At 73.5% G+C, this 18,567-nt stretch carries 18 protein-coding genes; 12 read left to right on the top strand and 6 right to left on the bottom strand.

Annotated features, from left to right (window positions below; translation table 11 throughout):
* Positions 1-5 precede the first annotated feature (5 nt).
* From FGE12_RS02950 to FGE12_RS02935, 4 genes are all read left to right on the top strand, one after another.
* The gene (locus tag FGE12_RS02950) at positions 6-677 is read left to right on the top strand and encodes a hypothetical protein (protein WP_153864628.1); all 672 of its coding nucleotides are present in this window, start codon (positions 6-8) and stop codon (positions 675-677) included.
* A gap of 13 nt (positions 678-690) precedes the next feature.
* Entirely contained in the window at positions 691-2,262 is a 1,572-nt protein-coding gene (locus FGE12_RS02945; RefSeq protein WP_153864627.1) for a hypothetical protein, read from the top strand.
* A 46-nt stretch (positions 2,263-2,308) separates the two neighbouring features.
* On the top strand, positions 2,309-3,283 hold the full coding sequence (locus FGE12_RS02940) for a peptidylprolyl isomerase (protein WP_153864626.1): 975 nt from the start codon (positions 2,309-2,311) through the stop codon (positions 3,281-3,283).
* Between the two features lie 105 nt (positions 3,284-3,388).
* Positions 3,389-3,763, top strand: a complete 375-nt coding sequence (locus FGE12_RS02935) for a hypothetical protein (protein ID WP_153864625.1) — start codon at positions 3,389-3,391, stop codon at positions 3,761-3,763.
* Between the two features lie 29 nt (positions 3,764-3,792).
* Here the strand turns inward: FGE12_RS02935 and FGE12_RS02930 are convergent, their stop codons facing one another.
* Positions 3,793-5,280: a mechanosensitive ion channel family protein gene (locus FGE12_RS02930; protein WP_194797511.1), complete on the bottom strand. Its 1,488-nt coding sequence runs from the start codon at positions 5,278-5,280 to the stop codon at positions 3,793-3,795.
* Between the two features lie 99 nt (positions 5,281-5,379).
* Between FGE12_RS02930 and holB the strand changes: the two genes are divergently transcribed.
* Together holB and holA are read left to right on the top strand one after the other, a co-directional pair.
* Positions 5,380-6,411: a DNA polymerase III subunit delta' gene (holB, locus tag FGE12_RS02925; protein WP_153864624.1), complete on the top strand. Its 1,032-nt coding sequence runs from the start codon at positions 5,380-5,382 to the stop codon at positions 6,409-6,411.
* Entirely contained in the window at positions 6,408-7,724 is a 1,317-nt protein-coding gene (gene holA / locus FGE12_RS02920; RefSeq protein ID WP_153864623.1) for a DNA polymerase III subunit delta, read from the top strand. Before holB ends, holA begins: the two co-directional genes overlap by 4 nt.
* On the opposite strand, the gene FGE12_RS02915 is transcribed toward holA, so the two are convergent.
* Entirely contained in the window at positions 7,684-8,109 is a 426-nt protein-coding gene (locus FGE12_RS02915) for a DoxX family protein (RefSeq protein WP_153864622.1), read from the bottom strand. The genes holA and FGE12_RS02915 overlap by 41 nt on opposite strands.
* A 62-nt stretch (positions 8,110-8,171) precedes the next feature.
* A complete protein-coding gene (locus FGE12_RS02910) occupies positions 8,172-8,963 on the bottom strand; it encodes an NRDE family protein (RefSeq protein ID WP_153864621.1) in 792 nt (263 codons plus the stop codon).
* 78 nt (positions 8,964-9,041) lie between these two features.
* Between FGE12_RS02910 and metG the strand changes: the two genes are divergently transcribed.
* The 5 genes from metG to FGE12_RS02885 all read left to right on the top strand — a co-directional run bounded on the left by metG (position 9,042) and on the right by FGE12_RS02885 (position 14,679).
* On the top strand, positions 9,042-11,186 hold the full coding sequence (gene metG, locus FGE12_RS02905; protein ID WP_153864620.1) for a methionine--tRNA ligase: 2,145 nt from the start codon (positions 9,042-9,044) through the stop codon (positions 11,184-11,186).
* Positions 11,183-12,139 (top strand): HEAT repeat domain-containing protein, encoded by a 957-nt coding sequence (locus tag FGE12_RS02900; protein ID WP_194797510.1) that lies wholly within the window; start codon positions 11,183-11,185, stop codon positions 12,137-12,139. Before metG ends, FGE12_RS02900 begins: the two co-directional genes overlap by 4 nt.
* On the top strand, positions 12,136-12,909 hold the full coding sequence (locus tag FGE12_RS02895) for a TatD family hydrolase (protein ID WP_153864619.1): 774 nt from the start codon (positions 12,136-12,138) through the stop codon (positions 12,907-12,909). The genes FGE12_RS02900 and FGE12_RS02895 overlap by 4 nt, the downstream gene beginning before the upstream one ends.
* 224 nt (positions 12,910-13,133) lie before the next feature.
* Complete coding sequence (locus FGE12_RS02890) at positions 13,134-14,210, top strand: hypothetical protein (protein ID WP_153864618.1); 1,077 nt, start codon at positions 13,134-13,136, stop codon at positions 14,208-14,210.
* Between the two features lie 34 nt (positions 14,211-14,244).
* Positions 14,245-14,679: a hypothetical protein gene (locus FGE12_RS02885; protein WP_153864617.1), complete on the top strand. Its 435-nt coding sequence runs from the start codon at positions 14,245-14,247 to the stop codon at positions 14,677-14,679.
* A gap of 58 nt (positions 14,680-14,737) precedes the next feature.
* On the opposite strand, the gene FGE12_RS02880 is transcribed toward FGE12_RS02885, so the two are convergent.
* Entirely contained in the window at positions 14,738-16,216 is a 1,479-nt protein-coding gene (locus FGE12_RS02880; protein ID WP_153864616.1) for a 3'-5' exoribonuclease YhaM family protein, read from the bottom strand.
* A gap of 44 nt (positions 16,217-16,260) precedes the next feature.
* Here FGE12_RS02880 and FGE12_RS02875 point away from each other — a divergent pair, with 44 nt between their 5' ends.
* Complete coding sequence (locus tag FGE12_RS02875; protein WP_194797509.1) at positions 16,261-16,908, top strand: START domain-containing protein; 648 nt, start codon at positions 16,261-16,263, stop codon at positions 16,906-16,908.
* Here FGE12_RS02875 and FGE12_RS02870 read toward each other — a convergent pair.
* Complete coding sequence (locus tag FGE12_RS02870) at positions 16,905-18,044, bottom strand: class I SAM-dependent rRNA methyltransferase (protein WP_194797508.1); 1,140 nt, start codon at positions 18,042-18,044, stop codon at positions 16,905-16,907. The genes FGE12_RS02875 and FGE12_RS02870 overlap by 4 nt on opposite strands.
* Positions 18,045-18,173: 129 nt before the next feature.
* A complete protein-coding gene (locus tag FGE12_RS02865; protein ID WP_153864613.1) occupies positions 18,174-18,563 on the bottom strand; it encodes a hypothetical protein in 390 nt (129 codons plus the stop codon).
* Between the last annotated feature and the right edge of the window lie 4 nt (positions 18,564-18,567).

Below are 18,567 nucleotides of genomic sequence, written 5' to 3'. Positions count from 1 at the left end.
TCACCATGAGTGTGGGCTTCCTGGACGCGCCCCTGGGGCGCGTCCGAGACGCCTTCGCCGCGTGGCTCGCGGAGGTGCGCCAGGCCCGACCCGCCGTGAACCTCGGGCGGGCTCCCCTGGTGGCACACCTCGGCCGGCTCGAGCCGCTCGCCTTCACCTGGAGGCGCATGCTGCTCGTGCAGACGCGCTCCGCGTGGACGGCCGTGCTGCTGAGCAACAGCAGAGGGGCGGACGTGACGCCCCCGGTCTCGCACCTGAGCGAGGTGCTCGGCGTGCGAGGCGCACTCTTCTCCAACGTCCCGCAGGTGGAGGATGCCAGCGGGCGCGTGGTGAGCTTTGGCGAGGTGCGCTTCGACCTGGTGTCGGAGAAACCCGGCTACTTCCTCAACCACGTGCGCACCGTCTACGTGATGAACGACGGCGGGCGCTGGGTGTTCACCGCCCAGGGAGAGCCGCAGCCCTTCGAGGAGCCGGAGGCGTACAAGGCGCGCAAGGTGCGCGACCGCTTCACCGCGCCCATGCTCGAGCGCTACGCGCGCGGGCTCGGGATCGAGCTCTTCACGCCCGAGTTCTACGAGGGCGAGGCAGCGCTGCTCGAGACCGGGGACGCGCTGCCTCCGGGGCAGAAGGAGCTCTCGCTCGCGCAGGCGCGGCGCGAGCTCGGTTTGTCCGCCTGAGCGGAGGGAAGCCATGAAGCGAGCGGTGCGGGCGATCAGCAGGCTGGGCTGGGGCGCGGTGGCGGCACTCGCGGCCTGTGGTGGCGGGAGCGGGGGAGGGGGAGGCCCGGGGGAGCAGGGCAAGGTGGTCGTCACGGTCGCCATCGGCGGGCTCGGCGGCGGCGAGGTGCGCGCCACCGGCGGCACGTTCCGCTGCAGTGGCCCCGCGTGCCTGCTCGAGGGCGAGGCTGGCAGCACGCTCACGCTCGAGGCCAGCCCCGCCGCGGGCGGCGCCTTCACCGGGTGGAGCGGCGCCTGCTCGGGCACGGGCAGCTGCCGGCTCACCTTCGACCTGGGGGCCGCCAAGGTGGTGGCGGGCTTCGCTCCGCCGGGCACCTGGTCGCGCAGCTTCGGCTCCGCGGGGGCGGACGTCCCCCTCGCGGTGGCGCGGGACGCCACAGGCAACGCCACGGTACTCGGCGTGCTCGCCCAGGACGCGCGGGTGGACGGCCAGACGCTCGCCGCCGGGGTCTTCGTGGCGCAGTTCGGAGCCGGAGGGACGCTGCGCTGGGGCCGGTCGCTGCCGAAGCTGGGCACGGACGCCCGCCTCCGGGCGCTCGCGGGCGGGGACCTGCTGGTGGCGGGCAGCTTCAGCGGCACGGTGCAGCTGGGAGCGCAGAGCCTCACGAGCGCGGGTGGCACGGACCTGCTCGTCTCGCGGCTGGACCCGTCCGGCGCGCCGCGCTGGGCCCGGCGCCTGGGCGGCGCCGGCGACGAGCGCGTCACGCTGCTCGACGCGGCCGCGAGCGGCGCCCTCTTGGTGGGCGGGGACACCACCCAGGGCTACTCGGCGGAGGACTGCCCTTCGCCCTGTACCTTCCTCACCGCCGGCTTCGTCTATTCGCTCGGGGGGGACGGGCAGCTCGCCTCGGTGAGCGCCCAGGGCAAGGGGCCCGCCGCGCTCGCCACGGATGGGCTGGGGCGCCGCATCCTCGCGGGCGACGACGCCTCGAGCACCTTCAGCCTCTGGGTGGCGGCGACGGACGCCGACGGCGCCTGGGTGTGGGGCTACGAGCCCACGCGGCCCGCCGCGGCCCGCGCGGTGCCGCGCTGGCTGCGCGCGAGCGCCACGGGAGAGGTGCTCGTGGCGGGCTCGTACGCCGGGACCCTGACCGACGTGGGGACGGTGGGCTTCGAGTCTCGCGCGGACCTGTTCCTGCTCTCGCTCTCCCCGACGGGCGCGGTGCGCTGGGGCCGCAGCTACGGCGGTGACGACCTTCAGGTGCTGGGCGGAGCCGCGCTGGACGCGCGCGGCGACCTCGTCCTCGCAGGCTCGAGCTACGGCAGCCGTCCGGACCTCGGCAGCGGCGCAGTGGACCTGGGCGCGGGGCTGGGGCAGCAGGCCTTCGTCGCGCGCTACGGCACCGACGGCACCCCGCGCTGGTCCGCCGTCTTCGGCAGCACCGGAGAGGATGCTGCGGTGGATGCAGCCTCCGCAGGCGCGGACGTGGCCGTGGTGGGCAGCTTCGAGGGCAGCGTGCACTTCGGAGACGCGGAGCGCACGAGCGTGGGGAGCAAGGACATCTTCCTGCTGTCGGTTCCCTAGCAGGGCCTGGGCAGGACCAGCGAAGGGTTGACGAGGTGACGAGCCGATGAGCGATGCGCGCAAGTGGGGCGTGGGCCTGGTGCTGGTGGCGCTGGGGGCGGCAGGTGGCTATGCGGTGGGTGCGTGGCACGGTGGCGCGGACGCTCCCGGTGCCGCGCCCGCGCGCGGCCCAGCGGTGGCCACCTTCGAGGGAGGCCGCATCGACGCGGAGGCCGTGCGCGAGCGGATCCGCGAGGAGGGGCCGCTGGTGGCCGAGACCTACGCGACGCCCGCCGGGCTGCACGAGCTGGTGGAGCGGATGGCGCGCGAGCAGGTGCTGCTCGCCGAGGCGCGCAAGAAGGGCTACGACCACCGCCCCGCGGTGACCCGGCAGTGTGACGGCGCGCTGCTCGAGGCCTTCCTCGAGGGCGAGTTCGAGGCTCCCGAGCGCGCCCGTGCGCTCGCCCCCGGTGAGCTCGAGTCCGCCTTCACGGCCCAGAAGGACGCGCTGTCCCATCCGGCCCAGGTGCGCGCCGCGCAGATCTTCCTCGCGGCGCCCGCGAAGGACGCAGCGCTGCGCCAGCGCCAGCGGCGCGCCGCGGAGGCCCTGCTCGCCGAGGCGCGCACGGCACTCGCCCGCGACCCCGAGGCCTTCGCCGCGCTGGCTCGCCGGCGCTCGGAGGATCCGCGCACCCGGCCGCTCGGGGGGGAGCTCCCCCTCATGACGCAGGCGCAGCTGGCCGCAGTGCTGGGGGCGCCCGCTGCCGAGCGCGCCTTCGCCGGCACGGCGCCACGCACCGTGCTCGACCAGGTGGTCGAGGCGGAGGACGGATTCCGCGTGGTCGCGGTGCTGGAGCGCCGGGCGGCCTCGGAGACCTCTCTGGACGAGGCGCGCGAGCTCCTCGAGCCGCGGGTGCGCCGCGAGCGGCGCAAGCAGGCCTACGACGCCTTCGTGGCCGGGCTGGAGCAGCGCGCACAGGTGCGCATCGACGACGCCGCCCTCTCCCAGCTGAGCGGGGCGGCCTCGGCCGGCGCGCGCTGAGCGCGGTGGACCGGGTGGCAACAAGTCCCTAGGCAATCACGGGGACGTCGTGCGGACGCGCTGGGAGGCGGCGCTGCACCTCCTCGTCGGTGAGGCTGGTCGAAGATGACCCCAGAGGAGTTCGTCGAAGTGGTGCGACAGGTCGTGATGCAGGGCGCCGTGCGCGCGGCGGTGTCGCTCCTCGAGCGTCCACCGGGTCGCCGTCCCGCTCCCAAGCTCGTAGCGGCGAGCGCCTGGTACAACGGGCTGAGCGAGCAGGACCGTGAGCAGGTGCGGGGTGTCGCGGCCATGGCTTCGCATGCCGCCGTCTTCGGCTTCCTCGCCGTGCTCGATGGCGTGCGGGTGATCGAGGATGGGCCTGACAAGGGCACCCTCACGCTCACGCTCCGCAAGGGCGACCAGGAGTGGGTCCTCAATCCGCCGAACGCCCCAATGCTGCACGACCTGCTGAACACGCCTCCCGAGGATTCGCCCGGCTAGCCCGTGGCGCTCTCCGCGAGGGCGACGCGTCAGTCTCCGGACAGCCCGAAGATCTGCCGCAGGCGCGCGAGGATGCGGCGCTCCTCGGGGTGGGCCTCGGCGCCGCCTGCGTGCTCCGCGACCGCGCGCAGCTGCGAGCGGCGCTGGGCGAGCAGCGCGGAGAGCTGGCGCGCGAGGCGCGGGTGCTCGGAGAAGAGGCGCGCGAAGGTGGGCCGCCCGAACTCGAGCAGTACCGAGTCCTCGGCGGCGACCACCGTGGCCGAGCGCGACTCGCCGGTGAGCAGCGACATCTCACCGAAGTACTGGCCGCGCTTGAGGCGGGTGATCTCCGCGCCGGTGCGCCCCGTGCGCACGGACACCTCGCCCGAGGCGACGAGGTAGAAGGTGTGGCCGCTCTCGCCCTCCTGGAGGATGCGCTCGCCGCGCCCGAAGCGGCGCTCGACCACCTCGTGGCGCAGCCGCTCCAGCTCCGCCGGGGGCAGGGGAGCGAAGAGGTCCACCGCCTGCAGCACCTCGATCATCCCGTCATCCGGGCTCGCAGTGGCGCCCGCGGGCGCGCCGGCCTGCTGCATCCGGATGGTGCGCTGGGGGAAGGGCACCTCGATGCGCTCGCGCCGCAGCCGGTACCAGAGGCGCGAGTACGCGTCCTCCATCACGCTGTCCGCCGTGAGGTAGTCGGTCACGAAGTAGCGGATCATGTACTTGATGCCGTTCTCCTCGTACGCGTTGGTGCGCACCGAAGGCGGCGGGTCCTGCAGGACGAGCGGGTTGCTGCGCACCACGTCGAGCAGCACGCTCTTCACCACGTTCGGCGGCGCGTCGTAGGACAGGGTGATGTAGTGGTCCTGGCCCACCGGCTCGCCGCCGCGCGAGAAGTTCTTGATGGCCTGCTTGCCCACGAGGCTGTTCGGCAGGGTGATGCTCTCGCGGCGGAAGTTCTCGATGCGCGTCGCGCGCCAGCCGATCTGCGCGACGAGACCCGTGTACTCGCCCACCTTCACGTAGTCGCCCACCTGGAAGGGGCGCTCGAGCTGCAGCGACAGGCCCGCGAAGAGGTTTCCGAGCGTCTCCTGCAGCGCGAGACCGATGACCACCGAGAGCACCGCAGAGGTCGCGAGCAGGCCGGTGAGGTCCAGGTTCAGCTGCGCCCGGAGGATGGGCACCGTGACGAGCGCGTACAGCGTGAAGTCGATGACGTCGCGCAGGATCTTCGGCGTGGTGACGGGCGTGCGCAGCCGCAGCAGCTTCAGCCCGAAGGACACGGCGACGCGCACCATGCCGAAGGCGAAGGTGAGCATCCAGGAGACCTGGATTGCCTTGCCCAGGCTGGGGAAGTGCTCCAGGGGCACCACCCACGAGAGCAGCCTCAGCGCGAGGAAGGTGAGGATGAGCGCCAGCGCGCCGCGCAGGTCGCGCTTGAAGAGCGCGTCGGAGGTGCCCGCGCGAACGGCCAGCAGGACGACCGCGAGCAGGGCGCCCGCGAAGAGGAAGAGGTTGCTCTGGAGGAGGGGAAGCACGGGCGCGCTCGACTCTGCCCAGCCGGGGGCAGGGGGTCAAGCCGCGGCGGGCAAGCGGGCGGTTGACCTCCGGCGTCCGAGCGGGGATACACAGCGCCCATGACGCTGGCCTCGGTGTTCGGACAGCCGCGCGCAGTCGAGGCCCTCCGGGCCGCCCTGCGTGGCGGATCGGTGCACCACGCCTACCTCTTCGTCGGCCCCGAGGGCGTGGGCAAGGAGCTGGCGGCGGTGGGCCTCGCACAGGCACTCACCTGTCCGGAGAAGCCGCTCGAGGGCTGTGGGGTGTGCAGCAGCTGCACGCGCATCGCCAAGGGCACCCACCCCGACGTGCTGTGGCTGATGCCGGACGCCGAGCGCGTGGAGCGCGGGCTCGCGGGGCGCTCGGACATCAGCGGCACCCCCAGCCGCGACATCCGGGTGGAGCAGATCCGCCAGCTGCAGGAGCGCCTCTCGCTGCGCGGGCTCGAGTCCCCGCGCAAGCTGGCCCTCGTCGCGAGCGCGGAGGCGATGAACACCCAGGCGCAGAACGCCTTCCTCAAGACGCTGGAGGAGCCGCCCTCGGACACCACGCTGGTGCTGCTGTGCTCGGCGCTGGATCGCCTGCTGCCCACCATCCGCAGCCGCTGCAGCAAGGTGCCCTTCGGCCCGCTGCCGCTCGATTTCCTCGCCCAGCGCGTGCAAGCCGAGCGCAAGCTGGACCCGGCGACCGCGGCGCTGGTGGCGGTGATGGCCGGCGGCAGCCTCGGGCGCGCGCTCGCGCTGGACGTGAAGGCACTGGGCCGGCGCAAGCAGCTGATCACGGACTTCGAGGCGCTGTGGGGCGGGGACGCGCTGCCGCTCCTGCGCTTTGCCGAGGAACACGGCAGCAGCCGCGACGACGCGGAGCAGGCGCTCACCATCCTCACGCTGTGGACGCGCGACGTGGCGGTGGCGCGCACCGGCGCCGGCGCGGGGCTCGCGAACCAGGACCTGGAGCCGCTCGCGCGCGAGGTGGCCGGCCGCCTCTCCGAGGCCGGGCTGCACCGGCGCTTCGCGCTGCTCGAGCGCGCGCTCGGGGCGATCGTGGGCCGCAACGGAGCGCCGCGCCTGCAGCTGGAGCGGATGCTCATCGAGATGATGGAGGCCCGATGAGCGTGGAGCTCGACGACGTGCTGGCCGAGGCGAAGGCGGGCAAGGTGGCCCCGCTCTACCTGCTCTGGGGTGAGGAGTACCTCGTGCGCAAGGGCGCGGACGAGCTCATCAAGCTGCTCGTGCCGGACGCCGCCATGGGGCTGAACCTGGTGGTGCTGGACGCGGCCTCCCCGCGCGAGGCCGCGCAGGAGCTCGCCACCATGCCCCTGTTCCCCGGGCGCAAGGTGGTGCTGGTGCGAGACCCGGAGTTCCTCGCGCCCAAGAAGGGGCGCGGGGATGCGCTGGGCAAGGCGCGCGAGGCGTGGAAGGCCGGCAAGCGCAAGGAGGGGGCGCGGCGCCTGCTCGCGCTCGCGGCGCGCGCCGGCTGGGGCGTGGACCAGCTGGACCCGGACGGCGCGAGCGCGCCGGGCGTGGAGGCGTGGAAGGAGGAGCTGAACGTGGACCTCGCCGAGGCGGACCTCGCCTTCCTGCGCGAGGCCGCTGCCTTCTGCCGCGAGGAGCGCATCAGCGCCCCGGAGGGCGACGCGAGCGCGCTGCTCGAGCTGTTCCAGAAGGGCGTGCCGCCGGGTCACGCGCTGGTGCTCGCCGCGACCGACGTGGACGCGAAGAGCCCGCTGCTCAAGCTCGCGAAGGAGGAGGGGCGCCTCGTCGAGCGCAAGGTGGCGAGCCGGCTGAAGGACCTGGACATCTCCGAGCTCGCGGCCGAGTTCCTGCGCCCCTTCAAGAAGCGGCTGGGCCGCGGGGCGGAGGCGGCGCTGAAGGAGCGGGTGGGCGGCAACATCCGCCTGTTGCAGAGCGAGCTGGAGAAGCTCGCGCTCTACGTGCAGAGCGCCGTCATCGAGACCGAGGACGTGGCGCTGCTGGTGGGCCACGCGCGCGAGGAGGAGTTCCTCGAGCTCTCGGACGCGCTGCAGAAGCGCGACCTGCGCGCGGCGCTCGCCTATGCCGAGGACGCGATGGGGCAGGGGACGCACGCGCTGCAGCTGCTGGGCGCCGTCGCCTCCATCACCCGCACGCTGCTGGAGAACCACGAGCGGATGAACCGCTACGCGCAGGGCGCGCCCCCGCGCTCCTTCGACGACTTCAAGAGCCGCATCTTCCCCAAGGTCGAGCAGGAGGCGAAGGCGAGCAAGGGCCGCGCGCCGCACCCCTACGGCGCCTTCCTCGGGATGCAGGCGGCGGCGCGCTACGGGCGCAAGGAGCTGCTCGGCGCGCTCGTCGCGTGCGCCGAGTCGGACCTCGCGCTCAAGTCCTCGGCCAGCGGCAAGCTCGTCATCGAGCGGCTGCTGTGGAGCGTGTGCGGGAAGGCCTAGGCCACGAGGCCCACGCGAGGCTCGCGAGGCAGGCGATGAGCAGGGCGCTGAACTCCACGCCGTTGCGCCCCGCGCCCACGACGAACCAGCCCTCGTGCGCGTGGATGAGCACGATGCCGGCCGCGAGGATGCCGATGAGGGCGAGGCAGGCAGGCACCACGTAGCGCCCCGCGAGCAGCGCTCCGCAGGCCGCGAGCTGTACGAGGATGGTGAGCCACGCCAGCGCCACGCCGAAGGGCAGGCCCACGCTGCTCAGGAAGCCTCCGAAGCCCGCGATGTCCTCGCCCAAGTGACCGCCGCTCCAGAGTCCGTGCAGCGGGTGCACGATCTGGATCAGTGCCACGGCGATGCGGAGGGCATTCAACGGCGTCCGGGCCTGCTCCATGCGCGCGCTCCTCGGGAGGGTTGCGCCTGGAACGCTCGGGCCCCGGAGAGATACCGGCCCTTTCAGCCGCGCGGGTACACGAGCGGGAGCACGTCCACCCACGGGCTCACGCAGGGGGCGCCCTCCGTGGCGAGGTAGTGCGCCACGCGCCCGGGCTGCAGCGCCACGAGCGCGGAGGAGCGCGTGCCGTAGGCGGGCGTGTGGATGCACAGGGCCTGGAGCTGGCGCACGAGCTCCCGGGTGAAGCGCGAGCCCTGGGCGGGCTCCTCCACGCTCTCGAGCGGAGGCAGGGCGTGGTCCGCGAGCGCCCCCTTCAGGCGCTCGCAGAGCTCTTCCCAGCCGAGCCCCGCCACGTCCCCGACGAGCGCCCGGGCGCGGGTCACCTTGGGGATGCCCGCGTGGTCCAGCCGGTCGTTGGGCAGGACGTGCAGCCCCTCGGGCACGTCCTCGCGCGTGAAGCCCTCGGGCCGCGCATAGGCCACCCGAAGGCGCTCGGCGTCGCCGTACAGGAGGTTGAAGGGGTTGAACTCGGCCGGGGCGAGGGTGTCCAGCAGCCGCTCCACCCCGTCCACGCTGCCGCTCTCCAGGGCACGCAGCACCACCTCGCCGCGCGAGCGGCGGGTCGCATCCGCGGGGCCCGAGGTGCGCTGGTTCGTCAGCCCGACGAACAGGCCAGCGTCCGTGACGCCCATCCAGGTGCCGGCGCGCACCTCGTCGCGGCCGCCGATGGTACGGGGGGAGGCGAGCAGCACCTCGGGGCCGCGGGCGGGGCGGGCGTAGAACTCGTCCCGGTTGGCCGCGAGCACGAGCGGCAGGGTGGGGTGGACGCGGCGCAGGACGAGCACGGTGCACATCGTGACGGTCGCGATAACACCGGCGACCGCCGCTTGCCGAGGATATAGAGTCCGCCGCCCTTCAGGAGAGTCGAGTCCATGCCGCAGAAGACCCTCATCACCAGCGCGCTGCCGTACGCGAACGGCTCCGTGCACATCGGCCACCTCGTCGAGCACATCCAGACGGACATCTACGTCCGCTTCCTGCGCTCCTGCGGCGAGGACGTGATCGCCCTGTGCGCGGACGATCAGCACGGCACGCCCATCGAGATCAACGCGGCGAAGCAGGGGCTCAAGCCCGAGGACTTCGTGGCCCGCTTCATGGAGGAGCACCAGGCCGACTTCCGCGACTTCGACGTCCACTACGACGCGTACGGCAACACCAACTCGCCGGACAACCGCAAGTACGCCGAGTACATCTACGGGCAGCTCAAGGCGAAGGGCGACATCGACCGGCGCGACATCGAGCAGTTCTACTGCGAGACGGACAAGCGCTTCCTGCCGGACCGCTTCATCAAGGGCACCTGCCCCAACTGCGGCGCCAAGGATCAGTACGGCGACGCCTGCGAGAAGTGCGGCAAGGCGTACGCGCCCACGGACCTCATCGACCCGCGCTGCGCGCTGTGCGGCAACCCGCCGGTGCGCCGCAACTCCACGCACCTGTTCTTCACGCTGAGCAAGCACCGCGACTTCCTCGCCCAGCTGCTGCGCCGCCCGGAGTTCGTGAACCAGGGCATCGCGAACCAGCTGCAGCAGTTCTTCGAGAAGGGGCTCGCGGACTGGGACATCAGCCGTGACGGTCCCTACTTCGGCTTCGCCATCCCCGGCGAGACGGACAAGTACTTCTACGTCTGGCTGGACGCGCCCATCGGCTACATCGCCGCGACCGAGCTGTGGGCGCGCGAGACGGGCAAGGCGAAGGACGCGCTCGCGTACTGGGCCGAGGGCAGCGGCGCGCGGATCATCCACAACATCGGCAAGGACATCGTCTACTTCCACGCCCTGTTCTGGCCGGCGGTGCTCAAGGTCGCGGGGCTCAAGCAGCCGGACAAGCTGCTGGTGCACGGGCACCTCACCGTGAACGGCGAGAAGATGTCCAAGAGCCGCGGCACCATGGTCCCGGCGCGCGCGTACCTCGACAAGCTGGACCCGAGCTACCTGCGCTACTTCTACGCGGCCTGCCTCGGCAACGGGCCCGAGGACCTGGACCTCTCGCTCAACGACTTCCGCCTGCGCGTGAACGGGGAGCTGGTGAACAACATCCTCAACCTCGCCAACCGCAGCCTCTCCATGCTCGCGGGGCCCCTCGAGGGGCGGCTCGCGCCGGGCGGCAGCACGGGCCCCGGCCGCGCGCTGGTCGAGGCGGCGCTCGCGCGCGTGCCCGAGGTGCGCGCAGCCTTCGAGCGGCTCGAGTACCGCGTGGCGATCAAGGCCATCACCGAGATCGCCCAGACGGCGAACGGCTTCCTGCAGGCCGCAGCCCCCTGGGCGAAGATCAAGACCGACCCCGAGGGCGCGCGCGCGGACCTCTCGGACGCGGCGGAGGTCACCTACCTGGTGGGCGCGCTGCTCGCCCCCGTGGTGCCGCGGGTGACGGACAAGCTCTTCGCCCAGCTCGGCGCGCCGCCGCTCACCTTCGAGCGCCTCGCCTCCGCGAGCTACCCGCTGTTGGACCGCACGCGGCCCGTGGGCACGCCCGCGCCGCTGCTCCCGCGCCTCGAGGAGGCGCAGGTCAACGCCATCCTGGGCACGCCCGCAGCCGAGGCGGCCCCCGCACCCAAGAAGAAGGAGAAGAAGATGAAGGACGCTGCCCCCGCCGGTGCTCCGGCTGACGCGCCCGCTGCGACGCCCACCACCCAGGCCTCTGCGGGCGCTGGCGCCGCGGCTCCGGCCGCCGCGCCCGCTGCTGCCCCCGCGAGCGAGATCGAGTACGCGGACTTCGCCAAGGTGGTGCTCAAGGTGGGCAAGGTGCTCAACGCCGAGCGCATCCCGAAGGCGGACAAGCTGCTCAAGCTCACCATCGACCTGGGCGAGGGCAGCCCCCGCACCATCGGCTCGGGCATCGCGGAGGCCTACGCGCCCGAGCAGCTGGTGGGCCGCAACGTGGTGGTGGTGACCAACCTCAAGCCGCGCACCATCCGGGGCATCGAGAGCCGCGGCATGATCCTCTCGGCCGGCTCCGGGGGGAAGGATCTCTCGCTCATCGATCCCGGCGACATGCCGCCGGGCACCGAGGTCAAGTGAGCGCGGAGGCCGCTGCGCTGTTGCTCGGGGCCGAGCAGCCGCCCCGCTCGCGCGCCGCGGCCGCCCGCACGCTCGCCCAGGCGGCCAGCGCGGGGGAGCCCGTGCCCGAGTCGGTGCGCGCGCAGCTGCCCGCGCTGCTCGAGGACGCGCAGCCCGAGGTGCGCCGCGCGGCGACGGTGCTCGCGAGCGCGCTGCTGGACGGAGCGGCGCGCGAGGAGGCGGTGCGCGCGCGGCTCGCGGACCCGGAGGCCGAGGTGCGCCTCGAGGCCGCCGGCCGCCTCGCGGACCTGGGCGAGCCGGGGCTGCGCGGCGCACTCGCCGGCATGCTCGAGGACCCGAGCTTCGAGGTGCGCTTCGAGGCGGCGCGCGGCATCGCGTCATTGGGGCATGGGGCGGGGCTCGAGGTGCTGGTGGAGGCGCTGGACCGCGCGCCCCTGCGCTTCCGGGCACTCGGCGCGCTCGGTGAGCTCGCGGACGCGCGCGCGCTGCCCGCGGTGCAGAAGCTTTTCGGCCGCTGGCTGCTGCCGGACTTCGAGCGCACGCAGGCGGCCGGCGTGCTCGCGCGCCTCGGCGAGCCGAAGGGCGCGGCGCACCTGCTCGCGCGCACCCGGAAGAAGTGGAGCCCGGACCGCGCGCTCGCGGCGGAGCTGCTGGGAGAGGTGCAGGCCGCGGGCGCGCTCGAGCGGCTGCGCGAGATGGTGCAGGACGCGGGGGACGTGAACCGGGGCGCTGCGGCGCGCGGGCTCGGCCGGCTGGGAGATGCGGCCGCGCTGCCCTGGCTCACCGCGCTGCTGGAGGACACCTCGGCGCCGGAGGACTTCCGCCAGGATGCCGCCGAGGCTCTGTGCCTGTTGGGACTTCCGGAGGCGCGCGGCGCGGTGGAGCGCGCGCTGCCGGGCTTCTCCGCCGAGGTGCAGGCGGAGCTGAGGCAGACACTGCAGGAGACGGCATGAGACTCGTCGATTCACACTGCCACCTGGAGCCGAAGGACTACGCGGAGCTGCCGCCGGTGCTCGAGCGCGCGCGGGCCGCGGGCCTGGTGCACGCGGTGGTGGTGGGGCAGTTCCACGGGCCGGGGGACTGGGGCCACACGCTGCAGGTGACGGCGGCGCACCCGGAGTTCCTCTCGCCCACCATGGGCATCCACCCGCACGAGGCGGCGCGCGCGCGCGAGGAGGACCTGCAGGCGCTCGAGGCGATGTGCGCGCGGCCCGAGGTGCGGGCGGTCGGGGAGGCGGGGCTCGACTACTACTACGATCACTCCCCGCGCGAGGTTCAGGCGCAGGTGCTGCGGCGCCAGTGCGCGCTCGCGAAGGCGGTGGGCAAGCCGCTGGTGGTGCACGTGCGCGACGCGCACGAGGACTGCGAGGCCATCCTGCGCGAGGAGGGGCTCACCCGCGGCATCATCCACTGCTTCACCGGGGACACGGCGGCTGCGCGCCGCTACCTGGACCTGGGCTTCCACCTCTCCTTGTCCGGCGTGGTGACGTACAAGAAGACGGAGGCGCTGCAGGCCGCCGTGCAGTACGCGCCGCTGGAGCGGCTGCTGGTGGAGACGGACAGCCCCTACCTCGCGCCGGTGCCGCACCGCGGGCGCAAGAACGAGCCTGCGCACGTGGTGGAGACGGCGCGCAAGGTGGCGGAGCTGAAGGGCGTGTCGCTGGAAGAGGTGGCCGCGGTCACCACGGCGAACGCCCGCGCGATCTTCTCGCTCCCGATTTGACGAAGCGAGCCTGCGGCCTCCCGCCCGTCCGCTCGCGCGCCAACACGCGCCGGCGATCTGCGTCGGTGGAGCGTGGCGATGCTGCTAAGGGGAGGGCGACGGGAGTGCCGCTCTCCCGCGCTCGGAGACGCCTGATGCTCGAGTCGCCTCGCCCCGGGGGGCCCGCCCCCCTGACAGCGGACGCCCCCGCCTCCCTGGATGCGCCGCGCACGCGTCCAGCGAGGGTGCTGCCCTGGCTCGTGCTCGGCTCCTTCCTGCTGCTCGCCGTCTGCCCGCTGCTCAGCCGCAGCCGCACGGCAGACCTCGCAGGGGACTTCTCGGATCACCTGCGCCACGCCCACGTCGCCTGGCTCGCGCTCCACAAGGGCCTCGCGGTGTACCTGCATCCGTTCGGGGAGGTCGCGGCAGGAGGGGACTACCGCCACCCCTGCCTTGGATGGCCGATGGTGCCCTACGCCTATCCGCCGCTCGCGCTGGTCCTGTTCATGCCCGTGGCGCTCGCAGGCCAGTACCTTCCGCTCTCGGAGATGGCCTACGCGCGCTTCGCATTGCTCTACACGCTCGTGCTGGCACATCTGGCGCTGTGGGCTTTCTGGAGCGCCCTGGGCCGCCGCACGCTGCTCACGCTGGTCGCGGGTGCCCTCGGCTGGGCGATGCTCGTGCGCTCGGGGCTGCAGGGCTTCTACGATCCCGCGTGGCTGCTCTTCGGCGCGCTGGCGCTCTCCCGGCTGCAGCGGGGCAGGCCCTCCGAGGCCCTGCCGTGGTTCGCGCTCGCGGCGCTCACCAACTACCGTGCCGCGGCGCTCGCGCCGTTCGCGCTCCTGGCCGCGTGGGAGGCGGTGCGCGGCCGGCCCGCGGCGAAGTGGCCCTGGGCGAGCCTCGCCCTGCTCGGGCTGAGCGGCGCGCTGTGCGTGGCGCTCTTCCTGCCGGTGCTCCCCTACGAGCGTGACTTCCGGCTCGCGCCGCCACTCCTCGAGCGGGGTGGAGGGCAGTTCCACTGGGTACTCATCCTCGGTGCCGGCGCCGCGCTGCTCGCGCTCGCGCAGCGCCGACCCGCGGTGGCGGCCTCGGTCGCCGTCGTGACGGCGCTCGCGGTCGTGGACACCCCTGCCTGGTGGCACGCCCTCATGCTGCTGGTGCCGCTCGCGGCGACCGTGGCGGAGCGCCGCACTCCCGCGCGCGTCCTCCTGACGGTGGTGCTCGTGTGCTGGCTGCTCGTGCTCCACCACAACGTGTGGCTCAGTACGCCCCTCGGGGTATTCACGGAGCTGAGCATCTGGGCGCAGCGGCTGCGGGCCTGAGCGCCAGGGCACTCGACGAGGGGGCGAACTTCGCATGTTCAGGCAGACGCGGGAGCAGAAGCAGTCGTACGTGAATGGGCTGGGGCTCTTCTTCGGAGCCCTGCTCGGCGCGAACATGGGCGTGCTGACGGACCTCGCGCCCTCGGAGTACCTGAAGGTCATCCTGCTGCTCGCCGGCGTGGTGCTGTGGATCCAGATGCTCAGCGCCTCGCGCAGCCGGCTTCACGCGCTGCGGATGCTCGCAGCGCTGGTGCTCCCGGCCGTCATCCTGATCGCGTTCCCGCAGTCGCGGCCGCAGGGGCTCACGGATCGCCAGGCGTACAACATGGCCGCGACGCTCGCGGTCTGGCTGGTGTGCGTGGCCTTGATCGAGGTGACGCCCCTGGTGCCCGAGCCGGCGGCTGGCGCGGGTACGGCGGCGCCGGTGTCTCCGCCAGCGGCTTCGCGCAGCGGGGCGAGCAAGGCCTGAGCGGGGCGCCACCACGCCCTCGTCCGAGCGGGACGAGGGCGGGGCGGGCGCGGGAGTGCTACTCGCCGGAGCCCGGCTCGGTGCCCTGCGCAGGCTCGGAGGCCGCGGGGGCCTCCTGCGCCGGCTTCGGGGCCTGCAGGTCGCCCGTCAGCGCGCTGAAGGGCTTGAAGGTCAGCTCCTTCGGCGCACTCGCCGGCTTGTCGCCGCGCGGCGGGCGCGGCTCGCGCGGGCCGCGGTCCTCGCGCGGGCCGCGGTCCTCACGGGGCGGACGCTCGCGGCGCGGCGGGCGCTCCTCGCGCGCGGCGGGGGCGGCCGCGGACGGCGCGCCTCCCTCGGTGGGCGTGGCTGCCGGCGCCGCGGCCTGGGGCTGCTGCTGCTGCGCGCCCTTGCCCTTGCGGCGCGGCTCTCCGTCGCGCTGCTTGTTGCGGCGGCTCTCCACGGGCGCCTTGCCGCGCACGGTGGGCACGGGGCCCTTCCAGAGCGAGCGATCGTAGTGGCGCAGCGGCTCGGTCCAGCGCTCGTTGGGGTCGCGCGCCATGGCCTCGGTCCACGAGGCGATGCGCGAGTCGAGCGAGTCCAGCGCGTGGACGATGTGCGCCTCGAGGGTGAGGGGCAGCTTGGGCGAGCCGTACTCGAGCTGGCCGTGGTGGGCGAGCACGAGGTGGGTGAGGTGCTGCTCGAGCAGGGGCGGGAAGCCGGGCAGCTGCAGGGTCTTCTCGCGGATCTTCTGCGCGGTCATCACCAGGTGGCCCACGAGGCGGCCCTCGTCGGTGTAGTCGAAGCCCTTGGCGGACGAGATCTCCTTCACCTTCATCACGTCGTGCAGGAGCGCGCCGGCGAGCAGCAGGTCGCGGTCCGCCATGGGGTAGTGGTCCGCGACCCGCAGGGTGAGGCGCATCACGGAGAGCAGGTGATCCGCGAGCCCGCCGCGGTAGGCGTGGTGGATGCCCTTGGCGGCCGGCGCCTGGGGCAGGAGGGCGGCGATCTCGGAATCGTCCAGGAAGGCGAGCAGCAGCGCCTTCACGTGCGGGTCCTGGATGCGCTGCTCCACGATCTCGCGGATCTGTCCCACCGAGCGCGCGCCGCCCGCGCCCTCGCCACCGCTGCGCGGGGCCGCGGGCTCGGCGGAGGAGGCGGCGGCGGCCTGCGCGGGAGCGGCCGGGGCCGGAGGCGCGGGCGGGGGCTCGAACTCCTTGGGGTCCAGCGGCTCGGGGTCCAGCTTCTCGAGCTTCTCGATCACCACCTGCGGCTTGCCGTGGAAGGCGATGACGTTGCCCTCGACGAGCAGGTAGTCGCCGGAGGCGAAGGCGGCATCCAGCTCTTCGGCGCGCTCGAAGACGCGGGCGTCCACCTCGCCGCTCTTGTCGGCGAGCACGGCGCTGAGGAACACCTTGCCCGAGCGGGCGGTGACGCGCGCCTTCTGGGTCACGCGGAACACGGTGTGGACGCGGTCCTTCTCGCGCAGGTCCTTCGCGTACACCTTGCGGACGTGCTCGACGGAGGCGGAGGTCTCTTCGTTCTGGGTTTCGGTCGCCATTGCGGCGGCGGACACTAGCCCACCTTCCGGCTAGAATGGCGGCGATGATTTCCGCTGCGTCCGTCTCGCTCGTCGTGCTCCTTGCCCTGGGGGCGGGCCCTGCCTCCCCCCCTGCCGCCTGGGAGGCCGTGACGGAGGTGGACGGCATCCGCGTCTACGCCCGCGAGCGCGCCGAGAGCAGCGTGTCCGAGGTGCGCGCGGTGGGGATGGTCGATGCGCCGCCCCTCGCGGTCTGGCAGGTGGTGCGCGACTACGCGAACCAGCCGAAGAGCTCTCCGTACGTGGAGGTCGCCCGCGTGCTCGCCAGCGAGGCGGACGGCAAGGTCATCCTCCTCTACAACGTGATCAAGGCGCCGCTCGCGGACCGGCGGGACGTGACGGTGCGCATCACGGACGAGTCGGACTGGCAGGAGGGGCGCGGCTACCTCAAGGCGCGCTGGACCGCGAGCGAGCTGGGGCCGCCGCCCACGCCCGGCATCGTGCGCATCCACCTCAACGATGGCTTCTGGCTGCTCGAGCCCATGGACGGCGGGGCGCGCACGCGGGTGACCTACTCGCTGTACACGGACCCGGGCGGCTCGGTGCCCCGCTGGATCGTGAACCGCGCCAACCGCAGCTCGCTGCCCGAGGTGCTGCGCGCGCTGCGGCGCGAGGTCGCAGCGCGCGCCGCGGGCGCGGCTTCGGAGCGCTAGTTCACCTCGAGCGCCACGGCCTCGAGGTACTCGGCCGTGGGCGAGCCCACCGGGGTGGGGTGGTCCGGCGGCAGGCCGAAGCGCCCGAGCCGGAACGCGATGCGCTGCTCCTGCTCGCACGCCACCGTCACGTGGCGGTCGAAGGTGCCCGCGCTCAGGGGCGGGTGGTAGCCCACCACCGCGAGCCGGCCGCCGCGCCGCGTGGCGCGCAGGCCCAGGCGCACGCGCTCGATGAAGGCCTCGTCGGTGCGCGCGTCCGGGGTGTCCAGGAGCACCAGGTCGAAGGTCTCGCGGTTGGCCTGCAGCACCTTGAGGCTCTCGCCCTGCTCGACCTTGGCGCGGCCCGACAGGCCGTTGGCCTCCGCGTTCTCGCGCGCGAGCTCCGCCGCGTCCGCGTTCGCCTCGAAGGCGCGCACGCTGCGCGCGCCGTGCAGGCCCGCGTGCACGAAGAGGCCGCCGGTGGTGCAGCAGGGGTCGAACACGCGTGCGCCCTGGGCCATGCGCCCGAGGAAGCGGCGCAGCTCGCGCTGATCGTAGTGGTAGCCGGTGCGCCGCCCGTAGGAGAGGTCCACGGTGAAGCGTGCCCCGAGCTCGAGCATGCGGCACCAGCGCGGCGGGCTGCCGTAGAGCACGTGCGGGCGCTGCGAGGGCAGCCCCAGGCCCTTGCGGCGCGGGCTGTCGTTGCGCAGCAGCACCGAGCTCGCGCCGGCCACCTCCACCAGGGCGCGGCTGATCTCCTGCACCCGCGCGTCCATGGCGCGGGTGAAGGTCTGCACCACGAAGTGGGTGTCGTAGCGGTCGATGGTGAGGCCGGGCAGCCCGTCCCCGTCGTCGTTCACGAGGCGGCAGAAGCGCGGGTCGTCCACGAGGCGCGCGCGGCGCTCGAGCGCCTGGCGCAGGTGGCGGGGGACGAGCCCCTCGGCCGCCTCCTCGGGCAGCCCCAGCCGCCGCACCGTGTACGAGGACTCGAGGTCCAGGTCGGCGAGCCCCAGCACCTGTCCGTCCTCGTCGCGCAGCTGCACCGGCTCCCCCAGCGCAGGGGTGCCGTCCATGGACAGGATGCCTTCGCGCGGAACCCAGGAAGCTCCGAGCCGAAGGCTGCGCGCCGCGTCACGAGAAAGATAGGTGCTGAGCAATACGCCCTCCCGGCAGGTCGGGGTGGATCCCCTCGGGTGCCGGGTGCTCAACAATCGTGAAGGGTGCGGGAATCTGCGCACCCACCTCGTCCGCCGTGCCGGTTCCCAGGGCAGGCGGGCAGGGGAGCGCTAGAGCAGGCGCTTGCCGCGGGAGAAGGTGCGCGAGGTGACACGCATCAGCAGGCCGGCCACCACGAGCGCGAGCGCCACCCCGAGCATGCGCACGCCCGGGTTGCTGCCGCGCACGAGCAGCCACAGCGCGACGAGCGAGAGCCCCACGGCGAGCAGGATGGGCACGCGCTGGCTGCGCGAGCCCCCGTCGGTGGCCGCCGGCGCGGGGCGGCTGCGGGCGAGCGCGGGGAGGCTCGCGGCGCGGCGCCACTTCTCGCTGCCCTCCTCGCGCACCTCGTCCTCGGGGCCCACCAGCCCCACGGCGTAGGCGCGCTCCACGTCCAGGAGGCTGGGGAAGTCGAGCTCACCGTCGGGAGTGCGGACCCTGTAGGACGTGGGAGTGGGCATGGGG

The sequence above is a fragment of the Aggregicoccus sp. 17bor-14 genome (assembly GCF_009659535.1).
Classification (GTDB): domain Bacteria; phylum Myxococcota; class Myxococcia; order Myxococcales; family Myxococcaceae; genus Aggregicoccus.
The sequence above is the reverse complement of the archived record's forward strand: the minus strand, read 5'-3'. Positions and strand labels throughout refer to the sequence as shown.